This is a genomic window from Arcicella lustrica (assembly GCF_034930985.1).
In the GTDB taxonomy this organism is placed as follows: domain Bacteria; phylum Bacteroidota; class Bacteroidia; order Cytophagales; family Spirosomataceae; genus Arcicella; species Arcicella lustrica.
This window is the reverse complement of the sequence record NZ_JAYGIM010000015.1, coordinates 104787-123476: the sequence shown is the minus strand read 5'-3', so window position 1 is coordinate 123476 and position 18690 is coordinate 104787. Positions and strand designations below refer to the sequence as shown.

The 18690-nt window shown below is 34.0% G+C and carries 21 protein-coding genes and 1 riboswitch; of the genes, 17 read left to right on the top strand and 4 right to left on the bottom strand.

Translation table 11 applies throughout. The annotated features are described in order from the left end of the window. The first annotated feature begins 51 nt into the window (after positions 1–51). The 10 genes from VB798_RS19140 (at position 52) to VB798_RS19095 (ending at position 8527) form a co-directional block, all read left to right on the top strand. Positions 52–663, top strand: a complete 612-nt coding sequence (locus VB798_RS19140) for a fumarylacetoacetate hydrolase family protein (RefSeq protein WP_323261292.1) — start codon at positions 52–54, stop codon at positions 661–663. Between the two features lie 57 nt (positions 664–720). Then, a complete protein-coding gene (locus VB798_RS19135; protein WP_323261290.1) occupies positions 721–2730 on the top strand; it encodes a M23 family metallopeptidase in 2010 nt (669 codons plus the stop codon). Between the two features lie 51 nt (positions 2731–2781). Then, positions 2782–3228, top strand: coding sequence for a thioredoxin-dependent thiol peroxidase (gene bcp, locus VB798_RS19130; RefSeq protein WP_323261288.1), 447 nt, complete (start codon positions 2782–2784; stop codon positions 3226–3228). 51 nt (positions 3229–3279) lie between these two features. Then, complete coding sequence (locus VB798_RS19125; RefSeq protein ID WP_323261286.1) at positions 3280–4137, top strand: transketolase; 858 nt, start codon at positions 3280–3282, stop codon at positions 4135–4137. Positions 4138–4206: 69 nt separating this feature from the next. Next, on the top strand, positions 4207–5199 hold the full coding sequence (locus VB798_RS19120; protein WP_323261284.1) for an AAA family ATPase: 993 nt from the start codon (positions 4207–4209) through the stop codon (positions 5197–5199). Further along, on the top strand, positions 5193–5768 hold the full coding sequence (locus VB798_RS19115) for a hypothetical protein (protein ID WP_323261282.1): 576 nt from the start codon (positions 5193–5195) through the stop codon (positions 5766–5768). The genes VB798_RS19120 and VB798_RS19115 overlap by 7 nt, the downstream gene beginning before the upstream one ends. Positions 5769–5778: 10 nt before the next feature. Continuing rightward, a complete protein-coding gene (locus VB798_RS19110; RefSeq protein WP_323259810.1) occupies positions 5779–6738 on the top strand; it encodes a transketolase family protein in 960 nt (319 codons plus the stop codon). A gap of 155 nt (positions 6739–6893) precedes the next feature. After that, positions 6894–7439 (top strand): RNA polymerase sigma factor, encoded by a 546-nt coding sequence (locus VB798_RS19105; RefSeq protein ID WP_323261280.1) that lies wholly within the window; start codon positions 6894–6896, stop codon positions 7437–7439. 84 nt (positions 7440–7523) lie between these two features. Further along, complete coding sequence (locus VB798_RS19100) at positions 7524–7979, top strand: hypothetical protein (RefSeq protein ID WP_323261278.1); 456 nt, start codon at positions 7524–7526, stop codon at positions 7977–7979. A gap of 77 nt (positions 7980–8056) precedes the next feature. Beyond that, positions 8057–8527 (top strand): hypothetical protein, encoded by a 471-nt coding sequence (locus VB798_RS19095; protein WP_323261277.1) that lies wholly within the window; start codon positions 8057–8059, stop codon positions 8525–8527. Between the two features lie 61 nt (positions 8528–8588). Here VB798_RS19095 and VB798_RS19090 read toward each other — a convergent pair whose 3' ends face one another. Continuing rightward, complete coding sequence (locus VB798_RS19090; RefSeq protein ID WP_323261275.1) at positions 8589–9338, bottom strand: DeoR/GlpR family DNA-binding transcription regulator; 750 nt, start codon at positions 9336–9338, stop codon at positions 8589–8591. Positions 9339–9450: 112 nt separating this feature from the next. Between VB798_RS19090 and VB798_RS19085 the strand changes: the two genes are divergently transcribed. The 5 genes from VB798_RS19085 (at position 9451) to VB798_RS19065 (ending at position 12734) form a co-directional block, all read left to right on the top strand. Next, the gene (locus VB798_RS19085) at positions 9451–9840 is read left to right on the top strand and encodes a VOC family protein (protein WP_323261273.1); all 390 of its coding nucleotides are present in this window, start codon (positions 9451–9453) and stop codon (positions 9838–9840) included. Between the two features lie 21 nt (positions 9841–9861). Next, complete coding sequence (locus VB798_RS19080) at positions 9862–10383, top strand: 5' nucleotidase, NT5C type (protein ID WP_323261271.1); 522 nt, start codon at positions 9862–9864, stop codon at positions 10381–10383. Positions 10384–10449: 66 nt separating this feature from the next. Next, on the top strand, positions 10450–11604 hold the full coding sequence (locus tag VB798_RS19075; protein ID WP_323261269.1) for an MFS transporter: 1155 nt from the start codon (positions 10450–10452) through the stop codon (positions 11602–11604). After that, positions 11605–12087: an NUDIX domain-containing protein gene (locus VB798_RS19070; RefSeq protein ID WP_323261267.1), complete on the top strand. Its 483-nt coding sequence runs from the start codon at positions 11605–11607 to the stop codon at positions 12085–12087. It abuts the gene before it with no gap. Then, positions 12084–12734, top strand: coding sequence for a phosphoribosylanthranilate isomerase (locus VB798_RS19065; protein WP_323261265.1), 651 nt, complete (start codon positions 12084–12086; stop codon positions 12732–12734). The genes VB798_RS19070 and VB798_RS19065 overlap by 4 nt, the downstream gene beginning before the upstream one ends. Positions 12735–12804: 70 nt before the next feature. Here the strand turns inward: VB798_RS19065 and VB798_RS19060 are convergent, their stop codons facing one another. The 3 genes from VB798_RS19060 to VB798_RS19050 all read right to left on the bottom strand — a co-directional run bounded on the left by VB798_RS19060 (position 12805) and on the right by VB798_RS19050 (position 15925). Next, a complete protein-coding gene (locus VB798_RS19060; protein WP_323261263.1) occupies positions 12805–14004 on the bottom strand; it encodes a hypothetical protein in 1200 nt (399 codons plus the stop codon). Between the two features lie 116 nt (positions 14005–14120). Then, a complete protein-coding gene (locus VB798_RS19055; RefSeq protein ID WP_323261261.1) occupies positions 14121–14972 on the bottom strand; it encodes a pirin family protein in 852 nt (283 codons plus the stop codon). A gap of 80 nt (positions 14973–15052) precedes the next feature. Continuing rightward, a complete protein-coding gene (locus tag VB798_RS19050; protein WP_323261259.1) occupies positions 15053–15925 on the bottom strand; it encodes an AraC family transcriptional regulator in 873 nt (290 codons plus the stop codon). 310 nt (positions 15926–16235) lie between these two features. Beyond that, positions 16236–16333, top strand: a riboswitch (TPP riboswitch). Positions 16334–16577: 244 nt separating this feature from the next. On the opposite strand from VB798_RS19050, the gene thiS reads away from it, so the two are divergent. Both thiS and thiC read left to right on the top strand, forming a co-directional pair. Further along, the gene (gene thiS / locus VB798_RS19045; protein WP_323261257.1) at positions 16578–16781 is read left to right on the top strand and encodes a sulfur carrier protein ThiS; all 204 of its coding nucleotides are present in this window, start codon (positions 16578–16580) and stop codon (positions 16779–16781) included. Between the two features lie 37 nt (positions 16782–16818). Continuing rightward, entirely contained in the window at positions 16819–18675 is a 1857-nt protein-coding gene (thiC, locus tag VB798_RS19040; RefSeq protein ID WP_323261255.1) for a phosphomethylpyrimidine synthase ThiC, read from the top strand. Positions 18676–18690 lie beyond the last annotated feature (15 nt).

The following is an 18690-nucleotide window of genomic DNA, read 5'->3' as shown; positions in this document are numbered from 1 at the left end:
TTTCTACATTTTAGGGGTATTTTTGTGAAATAATTCATAAAACTAAGAAATATGAAAATTTTGTGCATCGGTAGAAATTACGCTGAACATATTGCCGAATTAAATAATGAGCGTCCGTCTGAACCAGTCATCTTTATGAAACCTGATACGGCGATACTCAAAGACAATGAGGCGTTTTATCATCCTGATTTTTCAAACGACATTCACCATGAAGTAGAAATCGTATTGAAAATCAACAAGATGGGCAAGAATATTGAAGCTAAATTTGCACATAAATATTACGAAGAAATCGGGATTGGCATTGATTTTACGGCTAGAGATGTTCAATCTAAACTCAAAGAAAAGGGATTGCCTTGGGAAAAAGCCAAAGCTTTTAATGGCTCGGCACCTATTTCTGGCTTCATTGCTAAATCTGATTTTGCTGATTTAAAGAACCTGAATTTCCACTTAGAAATCAATGGAGAGACTCGTCAAACAGGAAATACTTCAATGATGCTTTGGAATTTTGATGAAATTATTGCTGAAATATCAAAATACTTCACGTTAAAAACTGGCGATTTAATTTTTACAGGAACTCCTGCTGGCGTTGGTAAAGTAAAAATTGGTGATAAATTAAGTGCATTTGTTGAAGGCAAAGAAATGCTTTCATTTGACATAAAGTAAATCGTGACGTGGATTTTATGGACATTCTTCTTCCATAAAATCCAGTTACAACAATCTATGAAATTAAAATTCTTTCTTTTTTGTAGTCTTCTTTCATTTCAGAATTTAGCACAAAAAACAAGACTTCTTTATCCGAAAGATTACTTTCTCTTTCCAATTAATCCCAAACAACAAAACTATTTGGCTGGTGGAATGGGTGATTTGCGTGCAGATCATTTCCATGCTGGTATTGATATTAAAACCCAAGGAAGAGAAGGTTTAGCTGTACAAGCCTCGGCTGATGCTTATGTTTCTGAAATTAGAGTACAAACTTCTGGTTATGGAAATGTAGTTTTTTTGACGCATCCAAATGGCTACGTTTCAGTTTATGGACATTTAAGAGAATTTGCAGAGCCTTTGGCTACTTATGTCAAGAAAAAAAGATTAGAAAATCAGACTTTTGAAATTCAATTAAAACCTGCGGTAAATGAGTTTGTTATAAAAAAGGGACAAATTATTGGTTATTCAGGCAATACTGGCGGCTCTGCTGGTCCACATTTGCATTTTGAAATCAGAGATATTAATAATAATATTTTGAATCCTCTGAATTTTGGTTTTACCGAAATCAAAGACAATGTGGCTCCTATTTTCCAACAATTATTTATCAAAACACTTAGTACAGATGCAAGAGTAAATGGAGAATTTGGAAGAAAATCATTTCATCCCATCAAAAAAACCGATGGTACTTATGGCATCAATGCAGAAATTTCAGCAATTGGTGAAATTGGGTTAGAATTGCTAGCGGTTGATAAAATGAACGACACCCATAATTCAAACGGATTAAGTTGTACGGAATTATTCGTTGATGGTAAAGAAGTACATTATTTTCATTTAGAACAATTTCCAAATGCTGTTTCGCATGATATTAATGTGCATACCGATTATGCTTACGAAAAAACAGTAGGACAAAGAATTCAAAAGCTTTTTCAAGATGATGGAAATGATGAATTGCCAGTTTATAAAACCATTTTACAAAAAGGAAAACTGAGTTTTCAAGATGGAAAAACTCATCAAATAACTATCAAAATTTGGGATGCTTACGAAAATGGAAGTACTTTAAACTTTACAATTAAAGGTGAAAAACCTGAAAATTCAGTAACGGCTAGTCCAAGTAAATCACCTTTGTTGATTAACTACAATATTGATGACAATACTTTAGTGATAAAAGCACGCAACTTAAAGACAATCAATTCGATAGCCATTTTAAATTTCGAGAAATCATCGACTGAATTGCCCATAAATTACGTAAAAAACAATGAAGCTGTGTATCTTTGGGACTTAAAAAAGGGTTTACCCAAATCTATACAGATTGATAGTGTAGAAAAGTCTCTAAACTTACAAAAAACTATTCTTCCCAATCAGTCAAGTAGTTTTGTTTCAGATAAACTTTCAATCATTTTTGAAGCGAAAACATTGTATGATACGCTTTATTTAGAAACTAAAGCGGTGCCAAATCAAGTAGAAATTGGACAAACAACTATACCAATCCGAAATCCGATTAGTGTTAGTTTTCAACCAGAAACCAAAGTAAACTTACCGCAAAAAACATCAGTATATTATACTTCCAGAAATCAAAGAAGATTTTTAGGGGGAAAATGGAATACAGATAGAATTGTCTTTAAAGCCGGATTATTGGGTCAGTTTACGCTTTTAACAGATACAATTCCGCCCAAAGCAAGTTTTGTCACGAAAAGCCCGAATCATGTAGCGATTAGAATTTCAGATAATCTTTCGGGAATCAAAAGCTTTAAAACATATCTTAATAATACTTATATTTTAGCTGATTATGATGCAAAAAGAGCTTTATTATGGACAGTTAAATCAGATTCTACTCAAAGTTTTGTAGGTAAACTTCGTTTAGATTTGGAAGATAATCAAGGTAATAAAAGTTCTTATGAAACCGACGTTGATAATCAAACAAAGACTGTAGCTATCAAAAAAGAAAAGACTAAAAAAGCTAAAACTAAAGCGAAGAAAGAAGTAAAATCAAAAAAGAAGAGTAAAAAGAAAAAGAAAAATAAAAAATAGTAAAGAGTATAGTCAAATCTTTCAAAATTGTCTTTATAAAAATATACATAAATGAAATTAGCAATAGGAGAAAAAGCGCCGGATTTTGAACAAAAAGACCAAGATGGAAATTTGGTTAAACTTTCAGACTTTAAAGGTAAAAAAGTGATTTTATACTTTTATCCAAAAGACGATACTCCTGGTTGTACCGCTCAAGCTTGTAATCTGAATGAAAATTTACCTGCTTTACAAGCCAAAGGTTTTGAAATTATTGGTGTAAGTGTTGATGGACCAAAAGCACATCAGAAATTCATCAAAAAATATGATTTGAAATTTACTTTACTCTCAGATGAAAACCATCAGCTAGTAGAAGCTTATGGCGTTTGGGTTGAAAAATCTATGTATGGCAGAACCTACATGGGTACAGCCAGAACAACTTTTATCATTGATGAAAATGGAATAATTACAGATATTATTGAAAAAGTAAAAACGAAAGAGCATACCTCTCAAATACTTTAGAATAGTTAACTATCAAAATAACAAAATCTTACAAAAATTAATCAAGAACAAATGGAAATTACTGAATTACAAAAAGTTGCTTCGCAAGTACGTCGTGACATCGTACGCCAAGTACACGCTTGTCAGTCTGGCCACCCAGGCGGTTCATTAGGCTGTACTGATTTATTGGTAGGTCTTTACTTCGACCAAATGACTTTAAAATCAGATGAAGCTGGAAATAAAGTTTTCGATATGAATGGTATTGGTGAAGACCTTTTCTTTTTATCAAATGGACATATTTCTCCAGTTTTCTATTCAGTATTAGCTCGTGCTGGCTACTTTCCAGCGGCTGAATTAGCAACTTTCCGTAAATTAAATTCACGTCTTCAAGGTCATCCAACTACTCACGAACACCTTGAAGGAATTCGTATTGCTTCTGGTTCATTAGGACAAGGAATGTCGGTAGCCATTGGTGCCGCTCAAGCGAAAAAATTGAACAAAGACAATTCATTAGTATTCGTACTAATGGGTGACGGCGAGCAAAACGAAGGACAAGTTTGGGAAGCAGCTATGTATGCTCCTCACCATAAAGTAGATAATTTAGTAGCTGTAATTGATTACAATGGTCAACAAATTGATGGACCAACAGATAAAGTAATGAACAACCGTGATTTAGGAGCTAAATATGCTGCTTTCGGTTGGAATGTAATGAAAATGAATGGTAACGATATGGCTGATGTAGTGAAAGTATTAGCTGAAGCTCGTGCTTTCTCTGGAAACGGACAACCAACCATGATTTTGATGACCACCGAAATGGGTGCTGGTGTTGATTTCATGATGGGTTCACACAAATGGCATGGGGTTGCTCCAAACGATGAGCAATTAGCAGCAGCATTAGCACAGTTACCTGAAACTTTGGGAGATTATTAATCATTTAGTGAATGAGTGATTTATAGAGTTAGTGAATAAAAAAGCAATTGAGATTAAATTCTTATGACATTGAAAATCAAAAAATTACATATCAAAAATTTTAAATCTATTGCAGATTTAGAAATCATTGAACCAAATCCATTCACGGTCTTTGTTGGGCCAAATGGGTCTGGGAAAAGTAATATTTTTGAGGCTTTGGAGTTTTGGAATCTAGGCTATAAAGGTTATTTCATTGATTTGAATAGCCTCTTTGGAGGAAAGAAAAACATGTTGCACTTTAACAATTTTGAACAAAGTGCTAATGTGTCTGTTGAATTTGCTAACGATAATATCATTGATAGTTATGCAATTGTCTTTCCAACTGACATCGGTAATCAGGTATTACAAAATCAATTTGCTTCAAATTTTGAAGCATTTAAGAAAAGTCCTGACTATCCTCAATTTATCTCTAATTTCTCTAGATTATTCATCAATAGTTCTAAAGGAAACAAATTAAACTTTCAAGATGATAAGCAATTAACTTTTGTTACTGATAATCTGGAAAAAGTTCTAAAAAGAATTTTGAAAGACGAAAGTAAAAAAGAAGAAATTCTTGATTGGTTACGATTATTTATTCCTGAGTTTGATGATGTATTTATCGAATCTTCTGAATTGAGTAGAACTGATACACTAATTGTAAAGGAAAAATATTCAGCTAAGTATTTTACCAAAGATTTAATCTCAGACGGTACATATAATATTCTAGCTCTTTTAACAGCGGTATTTCAATCTGATGAACCTCAGTTTTTATGTATTGAAGAACCTGAAAATGGTTTAAATCCGAGAGTTATAAAAGAATTGGTGGGCTTTTTCAGAAATGCTTGTGAAGAAAAAGGGCATTATATATGGCTCAATACTCATTCTCAAACATTAGTATCTGAATTAACTCCTGATGAAATTATAACTGTTGATAAAGTCAAGGGGGAAACAAAAATCAAACAGTTCAAAGGTGAAGATTTTCATGGATTAAGTATGGATGAAGCATGGTTAACTAATACCCTTGGAGGTGGGTTGCCGTGGTAAAGATTGGATTTATTGTGGAAGGCGAAACCGAAGCTCTTATTCTATATTCTGACAAATTCAGAGCGATTCTTGATGAATTAAACTTAGTTTCTGTAGGGATTATTAATGCGGGCGGTAATAAAAATCTACTACCTCATAATATTCTTATCCATCAAAATAACTTAATCAAAAAGGGAGCTGAAACAATTCTGATTCTGACAGATTTGGATGATGACCAATGTATTACCAAAACAAAAGAACGAATTACAGAAAGAGAAAATCAGATTATTATTGTTGCGATTAAACAAATTGAAGCTTGGTTTTTAGCTGACAGTATTTTACTCTCTAATTTGTTTAATGAATCTTTTACTTTTGATTATCCTGAAAAAGAAAATGTTCCTTTTGATACGTTAAGAGCGTTGTTAATTCAATTTAGAGGTAGAGGACTTCCTAAAAAAGTCCCAATGGCTTTGAAAATGATTAATTCAGGCTTTTCAATTCAAAATGCAGCAAATCATCCTAATTGCCCAAGTGCTAATTATTTTTTAACTAAATTAACGCAATGCGCCTCGACAAATCCAGTCGAGTAAAAATAGAAAAATGAAAAAATATACTTTCACAGAAAAAAAAGATACTCGTTCTGGCTTTGGTGCTGGGATGCAGGTGTTGGGACAAACCAACCCAAATGTTGTAGCCCTTTGTGCTGACTTAATTGGTTCATTGAAATTGGATGCTTTTATCAAAGAAAATCCAGAGCGTTTTTTCCAAACGGGTATTGCTGAGGCAAACATGATTTGTATCGCTGCGGGTTTAACAATTGGTGGAAAAATCCCATTTGCTACTACTTTTGCTAACTTCGGTACTGGTCGTGTGTATGACCAAATCCGTCAATCGGTAGCTTATTCTAACAAAAATGTTAAAATTGCTTGTTCACACGCAGGTTTGACATTGGGCGAAGATGGTGCTACACACCAAATTCTGGAAGATTTAGGAATGATGAAAATGCTTCCGGGCATGACGGTCATCAACCCTTGTGACTATAACCAAACAAAAGCGGCAACTATCGCTGTGGCTGAACACGAAGGACCAGTTTATTTACGTTTTGGTCGTCCGGTTGTACCAATTTTCACCGCTCCAGACCAAGAATTTATCATCGGTAAAGCTTGGACAGTGAACGAAGGAAAAGACGTAAGTATTTTTGCAACAGGACATTTGGTTTGGGAAGCAATTTTAGCAGGCGAAATTTTAGCAGAGAAAGGAATCGATGCTGAAATTATCAATATTCACACGATTAAACCTTTGGACGAAGAAGCTGTCTTAGCTTCAGTTCGCAAGACAGGTTGTGCAGTTTCTGCTGAAGAACACCAAATTGCAGGTGGTTTAGGCGATTCGATAGCACAAGTATTAATCAAAAAACATCTTGCTCCATTAGAATTTGTAGGAGTAGAAGATTCATTTGGTGAATCAGGAACTCCAGCACAATTGATGGAGAAATATGGTTTGAATGCAGCTTCAATCGTAGAAAAAGCATTAAAAGCTATCGCTCGTAAACAAGCGTAGGTTTTAGAAATACATAGAATCTTAGGCAAAAGGCGAACAGAATAAGTAATTAGTGGAATTAAATCCTCTAATTTTTATTCTTTTCATCTTTTGCCTTTTTTATTTTAAGACTTGTGCCTATTTTGCATTTAGCATTCTAAGCCAAATGCCTAAAAATGACAGATAAAGAATTATTAGAAAAATTTGCTAACCCCGAAAGCCGTAATTATGCTTTCAATCTACTGGTACGCCAATATCAGCAGAAAGTATATTGGCATATCCGAAAAATGGTGATTGACCATGAAGATGCCAACGACCTTACTCAAGATACTTTTATTAAAGTCTGGAAAGGACTAGAAAATTTCAAAGGCGATTCTCAATTATTTACTTGGCTTTACAGAATTGCTACTAACGAATGTCTGAATCATTTAGCCAAGAAAAAAAGACGTTTTTTCTTACCGATTAATGATATTACAGAAGAACTTTCAAATAAACTTGAGGACACGAATATGGTTTCTGGAGATGAAATCCAACTAAAATTACAAAAGGCACTCCTGACGCTACCAGATAAGCAACGCTTGGTTTTCAATATGAAATACTATGATGAATTGAAATATGAAGACATTGCTGAAATTACAGGAACTTCTGTAGGCGCATTAAAAGCCTCGTATCATTTAGCTGTAAAAAAAGTAGAAGAGTTTCTAAAAAATACGACATCCTAAAAAACGATAAAAATATCAAAATATATATTTTTATATTAAACCATCATAAGCCAAGACAGTCAAAGCATTGAAAATTATATCAAAATGGAAAACAATAAATTCGATTTAGAAAAGCTAACCAGAGAGAACATTTTCAAAGTACCTGAAAATTATTTTGAAGAACTCCCGATGCTCATACAGTCAAAAACATCGGCTAAAACTAAAGTAATTCCATTGGTTTCATGGTCAATGAAAAGAACTTGGGCAAGTATAGCAGCTTGTGCAGCTATTGCCATTTTGGGATATTTTACTTGGATGCCCAAACAAGACGCTTTGGGTAATGAAGCTCTTTCGGAAGTACAAAACCAAGAAATCATCAATTACTTACTTCAAGAAAACATTAATCAAATTGACCTTGCAGAGCAATTTGAAAATGTTCAAAGTACAAAGGTTGACTTAGAAGAATCCGTAAGTGATTCTGAATTGCTAGATAATTTAAAAATTAACCAACAGGATATTTTACAGAGTATTGATATAGAGAATTTAGAAGAGAGTATTTAAATCAAAAAGTGAAATTCTTTTACCAAAGTATTAACTAAATAGAAATATCGTTTTTATAACGACTTAATTAAACGAATATGAAAAAGTCAGCCATTATTATTAGCTTTATTTGCTTTGTTTTCTCATTGAATGTAAAAGCTCAAGATGAACACCACAAAGGCAAAGAAAAAATAAAAGCAGCTAAAGTAGGTTTAATCACCAATCGCTTGAATTTAACTGAAGAACAGGCAAAAGGTTTCTGGCCAGTATATAACGAGTTTGATAGCAAACGCTGGGAAATCAGAAAAAGTATCAGACAAATTACCGCAGAAAGTAGAAATACCACTAGCTCTGAGGATAAAATATTATCTGATTTAAAAGAAATTTTAAACCTGAAACAAAAAGATGTTGACTTAGAAAAAGAGTACATGTCAAAATTTCTGAAAGTTATCAATGTTCGTCAGGTTTCAGAATTATATAAAACTGAACAGCTTTTCAATGCTATGCTTTTTAATAGATTAAACAAAAAGGACGGCAAAGATGAAAAGATGAAAATGGAAAGACCATAATTGAAAATCCCTCAAACTGTAACAGCTTGAGGGATTTTTCTTGAAAACAAATTAATAAATCTTATTGAATTTCGGTTCCGAATCTTTTATAGTCAACCAATTGCTCTTCTGTAATCACATCATCAGTAATCATTACATCAATATCATTATAAGGACATACTACAAAACTATCAGCAGTATTCAGTTTTTCAGCAGTAATCAAAGCGATTACTTTTGCTGAAACTTCTACCATTTTTTTCTTCACAACGCATTCACCCCAATCTGGAATGGTCACCCCAATTTCAGGATGAATTCCGCAGACACCAATCAATAACACATCGGCTCTAATCTTTGTCAACAATTCAATTACTTCTGTTCCATAAGTATTTTGTGCATCCTTAAATACTCTTCCTCCCAACATGAACAATTCAATATTAGGATGTTCACACAAGATTTGAGCAATGGCAATACTTGTGGTAAACACTGTAGCTTTTAAATTGGGCGACATCATTTTGGCTACTTCCATGTTTGTAGAGCCATTATCAAGAATGATAACTTGTCCATCTTCAAAAAAGCTTTGAGCTTTTTTTGCTAGGATTAATTTTTCTTCATGAGCAATATGAATCCTTTCTTTAAGCTTATAAGGACTAGCAGCTTTGGGAACTGCTCCGCCATGTACTTTTTTTAGCAAACCATCTTCGGCTAATTCATTCAAATCCCGACGAATGGTGTCATCAGAAACATTCAGTATTTCTGCTAATTGAACAGAGGAAACTCTTTGGTTGGTTTCCAACATTTTCAAGATGATTTGTAATCTTTCTTCCCTGAGCATATTTGCGGTTTAATTCGGTTTATTTCGGAATATTACACAAATTTAATAAATTATATTTTGATATGTGCGGTTTATTGCGGTAAATTTGTCAAAACATTAAAAAAACCGCAAGATGAGTATTGAACATATTGCTATTTGGACTATTGATTTAGAAAAAATGAAGTCCTTTTATTGTCGCTTCTTTGGAGCAACAGCTAACCAAAAATATGTCAATCCGAAAACAAATTTTGAATCTTATTTTCTAAGCTTTGCAAAAGGTGCACGTTTAGAAATTATGTATTCGCCAACGGTTGTAGATATTCCCAAAGATATATTACTTAAAACAAAAGGACTAATACACTTTGCAATATCAGTTGGAAGTATTGAAAAAGTAAACCAATTAACAGAAACGTTAGCCAAAGAAGGCTTTACAGTTATTGGGAAACCAAGAACAACTGGTGATGGCTATTATGAAAGTGTAGTATTAGACCCAGAAAATAACAGCATTGAAATTACAGTATAAACTAAAACAGTATTATTATTTATGAGAATCTTAATCGATATGGATGATGTCTTGGCAGACACAAGTTTGAAAATATTAAATGAAACCAATAAAAGACTTGGTACCAATTTCACTCGTGAGCAACTAAATACTAGTCCAGAAATTTACAAAGAATATTATGAAAAGTATTCAACCGTCAGAGGAATGCTTTGGGAAAAAGGTTTTTTTGCTGATATTCCTTTAATTCAAGATGCACAAGAAGTAGTTCAAAAACTTCATGCAAAGCATGAAATTTTTATTGTTTCAGCAGCGACCGAATTTCCTTTGTCAATGGATGAAAAATTAGAATGGCTTGATAAATACTTTCCTTACATTGGCTGGTCGCACACTGTTTTTTGTGGACATAAATGGATGATTAAAGCAGATTATATCATTGATGACCACGAAAAAAACCTTATCAACTTTGAAGGAAAAGGTTTATTATTCAATGCAACTCATAATCAACACGTTAAAGAATTTACAAGAGTACATTCTTGGAAAGAGATTGAAGCTATATTATTATAAGAAAGCTAATCTGTTTTTTGCTCAGTAAGTTCATTAAAAATTCGATTTCAACAATCGTAAACTATTTTGGAAACTACTATTATTCAAACAAATATTGGTAAAAATGCACGCATTGCTACCAATGCTTTATTCTTTTTGTGTGGAATTAGCTTTGCCTCATGGGCATCAAGAATTCCAGATATGAAAGAATTACTTCAATTAAGTGACGCTGCCTTGGGAACTGTTTTATTTGCCATGCCAATTGGCAGCTTAACGGCTCTTCCTATTGCTGGAGTAATTATTCACAAATTTGGCAGTAAAAGAATAACTTTTCTTGCCGTTTTAGTGTATTTCATTGCCTTGCCTTTATTAGGGCTCTCGGCTAGTCCAGTTACTTTAGCCATTTCCTTATTCATTTTTGGCTTCGGAAGTGATTTACTGAATATAGCGATGAACGTCCAAGCTGTTGGTGTAGAAAAAATCCAAAAGCGTTCTATCATGTCTTCCTTTCACGCAGTATTTAGTATTGGGTTTATGCTTGGAGCAGCATTGGGTGGTCTTATTGCCAAACAAGGCATTTCTACTTTTCATCATTTAGTTGCGATTGGTAGTCTCGATTTACTGATTGGTATTGTTTCTTTTTCATACTTATTGCAACATGACCATAAGTCGGATGAGAACCAGCCTCTTTTTGCGATTCCAGATAAATCCTTGATAATTCTTGGCGTTATTTGTTTCTGTGGAATGCTTTGCGAAGGTGCAATGGCAGATTGGAGCGTACTTTATTACAAGCAAGTCATGAATAATCCTAATGGTTTTGCCACAGCAGGATTCACAGCATTTTCTGTTTTGATGGTAGTAGGTAGAATTTTTGGCGATAGAATTTTACAGCATTTTGGATTAAGAAAAACACTTTTAATCAATTGTTTACTGGTTTTTGTAGGAATGAGCATTGCCATTTTAATCAGTTTACCTGTAGCAGTTGTGATAGGTTTTGGAATTACAGGCTTGGGACTTTCAACCATCGTCCCACTTATTTATAGCGAAGCAGGACATTCAAAAACAATGGCGGCTGGTGTAGCTTTAGCAGCTATTTCAACCTTGGGAATAGCAGGCTTTTTGATTGGTCCAGTAATGATAGGCTATCTTTCTGAATTCTTTTCATTAAAAATAGCCCTCTCTTCCCTGATTTTATTAGGTTTATTAGGAAGTTTTTTAACAACAAAAATTTCAAATCAATAGATGGAAGGTTTAAAAAGAGTAGCAGTAATATGTGTACTTAGAAATGGTTCAAATTTCTTGTTACTCAAACGTTTTAATGAACCTAATAAAGATACTTATGTTCCAGTAGGTGGAAAAGTAGATGCTTTCGAGAATCCTTATGACGCAGCTATTCGTGAAGTTTGGGAAGAAGCAGGAATAAAAGTACCCACTATGCGATTTTGTGGTACCTTGGTTGAAACGTCACCAGTAAAATATAATTGGATGAGTTTTATTTACGAAGCTGAAATTGAAGTATTTGAGCCACCAATTTGTAACGAAGGCATTTTAGAATGGCATAATTTCGAGCATATCGAAAATTTTCCAACACCCAAAACAGACTTCTTTATATACGATTATATTTTACAGAAAAAGCATTTTGCCTTTAATGCCATTTATGACAAAGAGGTAAAATTACTTTTTATGAATGAAGAAATGGAAAACAAAGTAGTTTTTGAACAATGAAAATTAAAATCTGCTGTATTTCTTCCCAAGAAGAAGCCCAAATAGCCATATCTTCAGGCGCTGATGTATTAGGATTAGTAGCCAAAATGCCAAGTGGCCCCGGTACAATTGATGATTTTTTAATTCAAGATATAGTAACTATTATTCCTAAACACATTGATAGTTTTTTACTTACACCTAAAACAAATCCTCATGATATTATTGAACATCAGCGTTTTACAGGAACAAATTGTATTCAATTAGTAGATGCAGTTGCGATTGAGGATTATCCTATTCTAAGAGCGCATTTACCCAATGTTAAACTGATTCAAGTAATACATGTGACGGGTGAAGAGTCAATCCCTGAAGCAAAAAAATACGAAAATTTTGCCGATATGATTTTATTAGATTCTGGAAACCCGAATTTAGCCATTAAAGAATTAGGGGGAACAGGTAGAAAACACGATTGGGAAATTAGTAGAAAAATCGTTGAAAGTGTTTCTATTCCAGTTTTCTTGGCAGGTGGACTCAATCCAGACAATATTCATGAAGCAATTGAAGCCGTAAATCCTTATGGATTAGACATTTGTAGTGGTGTAAGGAGTAATGGAAAATTAGATTTTGAAAAATTATCTTATTTAATCAAAGCTATTCAAAATAGAAAATGAGCGATAGCTAATAAAAAAGCGGTCGAAATTAGTTTTTCGACCGCTTTTTGTATTTGGTTCAATCCGTAAATTATTCCGAAACTACTTCATGATGAAACTCCTTAACTAAGCCTTTTAAATAGTTTATCAATTCGTCTAATTCCAAACTTGCACCATTACTTGCATAAGCTTCATAATTTGCCATACCCAAAGCAAGTGTCTGTTCAGGAAGTAAATCAAGCATCAAACCAAAACAGACTCCAGCATTAAAATTATCTCTTTCGCCAGTAGATATTCTTTTATGAATAGTACGATTCCCTTTTACTTCATAAATATGATTTTTTTGAACAAGAAAAGCATCTTGATTAGTATGTACAAAAATCTGTTTGATATGATATTTTGATAATAAGTTTTGTGTCACCAAGGTCAAATCTGGCTCTTCGTGGTCGTTTGTCAGTTCAAAAATATATCTTGCTTCATCTTCATTCATGCTTAAACTTACTCTTCCATATTGAGCATATTTACTGATAAGTTCAAGCACTTCAATGATTTCCTCTTTAGTTCTTTTGCTAATTTTGGCGAGGTCGAAAAAGAAGTTTTTATGACGCATTCCAAAAACATCATCGTCGGGCTGTTGGAATTTATTTCTTGAAAAGTATTTAGTGGAAGCATTTGCTTCAATGGGTGCAAGGTTTACAACAATATTTTCCAGAATACCTTTCCAAATATCAGTGCCATGTTTGATGTTCGCCCAATTGACAAAGGCTAATAAAGAACTTTCATAAACCCAACGACTAAGATTATCTAAACCTGTCAGTGCTGCTACATACGACCATGTGAGTTGTTCAAAAGTACTCTCTTCGGTAAAGATTAATTTACCATCATTGAATTCAAGGATGTTTATTTTAGCGGGAGAGGCGATAGAAATCAATTCACAATTGCGGTGAATTTCTTCAAAAACACTATTGACGACTGGATAGCCCATTGTGGCAATACAGACGTTTTTGATAGATAAAGCACCTAAAGAATTGGCAAGAATAGGAGCATTGCCACTCATTCTTACTTCTAAAGGACGAAGTTGTACTTTAGTGTTTTTGCCAGAAAGCGTACTTAGTTGTGTGGCTACTTCACTAATTGTTTCAAAATAAACTGTTTGATTTTGTTCTTTCGTCTTGATGATTTTTTGAACAGTATCAATATAAGCATCAAAGCCAACAATAGCTTTTAAAGACTTTCCAGCGGATTGATGTTTCTCTAGGGCTTTGATTAAGTTTGGTAATGCTTTTTTCAAGGTTAATATAGTTGTGCTTTTATAAAGTTTTGAAAGAATCTAACAATACTACTCAAGTAAATTTATATAATTTTAAGAAATAATTGTTTAATAAAAGTATTTTTATTCTGAGAAAACTATTGCCAAGTACCAAACTTTCCTTGTTGATAGTCTGTATAAGCCTGATAAATTTCTTCTTGTGTATTCATCACAAAAGGTCCTTGTGCTACCATTGGCTCATTAAATGGTACAGCATGACCAAAAATTATTAAAGAATCACTTTCAGTTTTGATGTTGATACTTTCATCATCATTTTGGAATTCTACTAATTGTCTGGCTTCAACAGTTTTTCCGTTTACTGTCATTGAACCTCTGATGACGTAAAAGAAAATGTTGCTTTCTTTGGCTACATCAACGTTCAATTCGGCATTGGCTTTAAATGCAATTGTACTTAAAAAGACGTCTGTTTTTGATTTAAATGCACCTACTGTTTCTCCCCATTTTCCTGAAATTAAATTGACTTGGATTGAATCATTTGCTAGACTAATCGTCGGAATTTCATCTTTTTGTAAACCTAAATAAAAAGGTTTCGTCATTTTCAATCTGGCAGGCAAGTTTAGCCAAAGTTGAAGTATTTCTAAATCACCTCCTTCTTTTTTGAATTGTTCAGAAGAAACTTCTGCATGAATTAATCCGCTACCTGCTGTCATCCATTGCACGCCACCACCGTAAATAATACTCTCATGTCCGCTAGAATCCTTGTGCATAATATCGCCTTCAATGATAAAAGTAACCGTTTCCATTCCTCTATGCGGATGCGGTCCGAAAGGTAAGCCTCTATTATTGGCAGGATAATGTTGGAAACCATGATGATTTAAGAAAATGAAAGGATCTACTTGTGATAAAGTACGAGTAGGCAAAGGAGAATAAGTAATTAAATCGGCAATAGGTCTGTATTCTGCTTGGTGAATTTTTTTAATTGTTCTCATTAGAAGATGTTTTGTTGATAATGTTGAATGCACTGATTTAACGATTCTCAATTAGCTTTGGTTTTACAACTAAAACTATTTTATACGAAAGTTCTTGTACCAGAGTGATTTTCTCTGAATTCTTTCGGCGTGCAACCATGTTTTTTCTTGAAAATTCTATTGAAGTATGAAAGATTATTGTAACCACATTTAGATGAAATCTCAGCAATGGATAGACGAGTATCAATTAACAAACGAGAAGCATGACCAAGGCGAATATCATTTAAGCTGTCAATAAATGTTTTTCCAGTTCTTTTTTTAATAAACCTGCTAAAACTTACAACAGTCATATTTACGATTTTGGAAATGTCCTCAAGCGAAATATCCTTATCATAATTGTTTCTCATATATACAAAAGCCTTTTCAATTCTTCGGCTATCATAAGTAGCGGTTTCATTTGCAAAAGTCACTGTCGTTAAGGTTTTCATATTTCTCGAAACCGACAAATCATGTAAAATAGACATCAATTCCATTACCGAACAGAAACCATTGGTTTGTGTGAGTCCGATTAAGCGAGGTTTAATTGCCTGAATGGTTTCTTGTGAAAAGGAAATTCCTCTAGCCGAACGTTCTAGCATCGAGCGGATAAAGCTCATTTGATTTCTTTTTAAGAATTTTTCATCAAATAAATCTTTGTGAAATTGTATCGTAATTTCATGAATATTCTCCATTTCAGATTCTTGTGAAAACCAACCATGTGGTACATTGGAACCTATCAAAATCAATTCTTGAGTTGAAATCACTTCGGTGTGGTCGCCGATTACTCTTTTCACACCTTCTGCATTTTCGATAAAATTCAACTCAAATTCTTCATGATAATGCAAAGGGAAATCGAATTTACTCTTAGTTCTGGCAAAAACCATGAAGCAATCATTTGAAGTAAGTGGCGTAATTTCTCGATAAATTTTTGTCATCTTAGATAATAAGGGTTAAAATAATACAAATAATTATGTAGTTAAAGTATCATAGGTGTAGTGGAGAATTTATACAGTAAAATTGCAATTTATTGTCAATATTGCAACAAATAGTCTATAAGATATACTAAAATCAAGGGTTTTCCCTTAGTTTTTTATAGCCAATTTTACATTGGTTTAATCTTTTGGTAGAATTTGTATCATAAGTAATGGCTTTTTGTTTTTAAGCCCAAAAATATTTTTGAAAAGACATGAGTGAAAAAAAACAAAAATATTTGCCTTGAATTCAATTTTTATACTTTACATTTGTTTCAAACTTTAGGGGTGCCTTAAATATAACGGGCTGAGATTATACCCTCAAAACCTGAACGGCGTAATTGCTGCGTAGGAAAAAGTAAGGCAGATTTTTCAATTCAAATTCGATGCAAGTATTTCATCATCGTTTCTAAAATTTCACTGCTTTTCTTGGTTAGCTTTAAAATGATAGATTGATTTTTCATTCTTGTTTTTTGGTGGATGACACATTTTGTGGATAATTAGGTGTACAACTAATATATCACAAAAGTTTTCCCAAAGCTTGCTCGTACACGCTCACAATTTCTTCTTGGTTTCCGTTAAAGTTCATTTGTTTTTATTTAAATAAATTCATGAAATGACAGTCTTTGTTAACGACGAAACATTTGAGTTTTCAGAAAATCCTACTTTAATCGAAGTGCTGAATCAACAAGGTATTAACGAACTCCATGGATTGGCTTTGGCTATCAACGAAGAAGTAATTCCTCGTGCAGAATGGTCTGCTATCAAGCTTGAAAGTAATGACCGATTAATGCTCATTCGTGCTACGCAAGGCGGTTAAAGATTGTTATTGAATCCTCCAAAAACTAATGAAAAACATGAAGAAAACAGAAAAAACTCCTCAGACTGAAACCATCAGTAGAGCGCCATTTCCTGCATCAAAAAAAGTATATGTTCAGGGAGAAATACATGATATTCAAGTAGCAATGCGTGAAATCTCTTTGTCGGATACTTTAGTAAATGGCAAAGTAATGTCCAAAAACGCACCTGTTACGGTGTATGATACCAGTGGACCATTTACTGACCCCAATATTGATATTGATGTAAGAAAAGGTTTGCCAAGATTACGCCAATCATGGATTGTAAATCGTGGTGACGTAGAAGAATTAGAAGGTATTTCTTCAAATTATGGTCGTGAACGTTTGGCAAATCCAGCTTTGGATTCACTTCGTTTTGAACATTTGAAGAAGCCATTAAGAGCGAAAGCAGGGCAAAATGTTTCGCAATTGCATTATGCCAAAAAAGGAATTATTACGCCAGAAATGGAGTACATTGCCATTCGTGAAAACCAGAAAATTGATGCTTTGAAAAGTATCGGACACCAACACGAAGGACATAGTTTCGGAGCAAATACACCAAAGGGTTTAATAACGCCAGAGTTTGTACGTTCGGAAGTGGCAATGGGTAGAGCTGTTATTCCTAATAATATTAATCACCCAGAAAGTGAACCAATGATTATTGGGCGTAACTTTTTGGTGAAAGTAAATGCCAATATTGGTAATTCTGCGGTTTCGTCGAACATCGAAGAAGAAGTAGAAAAAACCGTTTGGGCTTGTCGTTGGGGCGCTGATACCATCATGGATTTATCAACAGGTAAAAATATTCACGAAACTCGTGAGTGGATTATCCGCAATTCTCCAGTACCAATTGGCACAGTACCGATTTATCAAGCTTTGGAAAAAGTAGGAGGAAAAGCAGAAGATTTAACTTGGGAGATTTTCAGAGATACGTTAATTGAACAGGCAGAGCAAGGTGTTGATTACTTTACGATTCATGCAGGTGTATTGTTAAGATACGTGCCGATGACAGCAAAAAGAGTAACAGGTATTGTTTCTCGTGGAGGCAGTATCATGGCAAAATGGTGTTTGGCTCATCATAAAGAGAATTTCCTTTATACACATTTTGAAGAAATCTGCGAAATCATGAAAGCTTATGATGTCGCTTTTTCTTTGGGAGATGGACTTCGTCCTGGAAGTATTGCCGATGCCAATGATGCCGCTCAATTTGCTGAATTAGAAACTTTGGGTGAATTGACGAAAATCGCTTGGAAACACGATGTACAAACCATCATCGAAGGACCGGGTCACGTGCCGATGCACTTGATTAAAGAAAATATGGACAAGCAATTGAAAGAATGTCACGAAGCCCCTTTTTACACACTTGGACCATTGACGACAGATATTGCTCCAGCTTATGACCATATTACTTCAGGAATCGGTGCAGCCATGATTGGCTGGTTTGGTTGTGCGATGCTTTGTTATGTTACACCAAAAGAACATTTAGGTTTGCCAAACAAAGAAGATGTAAAAGTAGGAGTAATCACTTATAAAATTGCGGCACATGCTGCCGACCTTGCCAAAGGACATTATGGTGCGCAAATTCGTGATAATGCTTTAAGTAAAGCTCGTTTTGAATTCCGTTGGGAAGATCAATTCAATTTAGCACTTGATCCAGATACTGCTCGTGAATATCACGACGAAACTTTACCTGCTGAAGGTGCAAAAATTGCTCACTTCTGTTCGATGTGTGGTCCAAATTTCTGCTCAATGAAAATCACGCAAGAAGTACGTGATTATGCTGATAATATGGGTGTAGAGGAACAAGAAGCTTTGGCAAAAGGCATGGCAGAAAGAGCTAAAGTATTCGTTGAAAACGGTGCGGAGGTGTATATTTAATTGTGAATGAGTGAT

What these genes read in the sequence shown, in the direction of transcription:
- VB798_RS19125 (WP_323261286.1), top strand. Translation starts at nt 3,280, where the DNA reads ATGGAAATTACTGAATTACAAAAAGTTGCTTCGCAAGTACGTCGTGAC.
- VB798_RS19050 (WP_323261259.1), bottom strand. Translation starts at nt 15,925, where the DNA reads ATGACAAAAATTTATCGAGAAATTACGCCACTTACTTCAAATGATTGC.
- VB798_RS19095 (WP_323261277.1), top strand. Translation starts at nt 8,057, where the DNA reads ATGAAAAAGTCAGCCATTATTATTAGCTTTATTTGCTTTGTTTTCTCA.
- VB798_RS19140 (WP_323261292.1), top strand. Translation starts at nt 52, where the DNA reads ATGAAAATTTTGTGCATCGGTAGAAATTACGCTGAACATATTGCCGAA.
- VB798_RS19055 (WP_323261261.1), bottom strand. Translation starts at nt 14,972, where the DNA reads ATGAGAACAATTAAAAAAATTCACCAAGCAGAATACAGACCTATTGCC.
- thiC (WP_323261255.1), top strand. Translation starts at nt 16,819, where the DNA reads ATGAAGAAAACAGAAAAAACTCCTCAGACTGAAACCATCAGTAGAGCG.
- VB798_RS19065 (WP_323261265.1), top strand. Translation starts at nt 12,084, where the DNA reads ATGAAAATTAAAATCTGCTGTATTTCTTCCCAAGAAGAAGCCCAAATA.
- bcp (WP_323261288.1), top strand. Translation starts at nt 2,782, where the DNA reads ATGAAATTAGCAATAGGAGAAAAAGCGCCGGATTTTGAACAAAAAGAC.
- VB798_RS19070 (WP_323261267.1), top strand. Translation starts at nt 11,605, where the DNA reads ATGGAAGGTTTAAAAAGAGTAGCAGTAATATGTGTACTTAGAAATGGT.
- VB798_RS19110 (WP_323259810.1), top strand. Translation starts at nt 5,779, where the DNA reads ATGAAAAAATATACTTTCACAGAAAAAAAAGATACTCGTTCTGGCTTT.
- VB798_RS19085 (WP_323261273.1), top strand. Translation starts at nt 9,451, where the DNA reads ATGAGTATTGAACATATTGCTATTTGGACTATTGATTTAGAAAAAATG.
- VB798_RS19080 (WP_323261271.1), top strand. Translation starts at nt 9,862, where the DNA reads ATGAGAATCTTAATCGATATGGATGATGTCTTGGCAGACACAAGTTTG.
- thiS (WP_323261257.1), top strand. Translation starts at nt 16,578, where the DNA reads ATGACAGTCTTTGTTAACGACGAAACATTTGAGTTTTCAGAAAATCCT.
- VB798_RS19090 (WP_323261275.1), bottom strand. Translation starts at nt 9,338, where the DNA reads ATGCTCAGGGAAGAAAGATTACAAATCATCTTGAAAATGTTGGAAACC.
- VB798_RS19100 (WP_323261278.1), top strand. Translation starts at nt 7,524, where the DNA reads ATGGAAAACAATAAATTCGATTTAGAAAAGCTAACCAGAGAGAACATT.
- VB798_RS19105 (WP_323261280.1), top strand. Translation starts at nt 6,894, where the DNA reads ATGACAGATAAAGAATTATTAGAAAAATTTGCTAACCCCGAAAGCCGT.
- VB798_RS19135 (WP_323261290.1), top strand. Translation starts at nt 721, where the DNA reads ATGAAATTAAAATTCTTTCTTTTTTGTAGTCTTCTTTCATTTCAGAAT.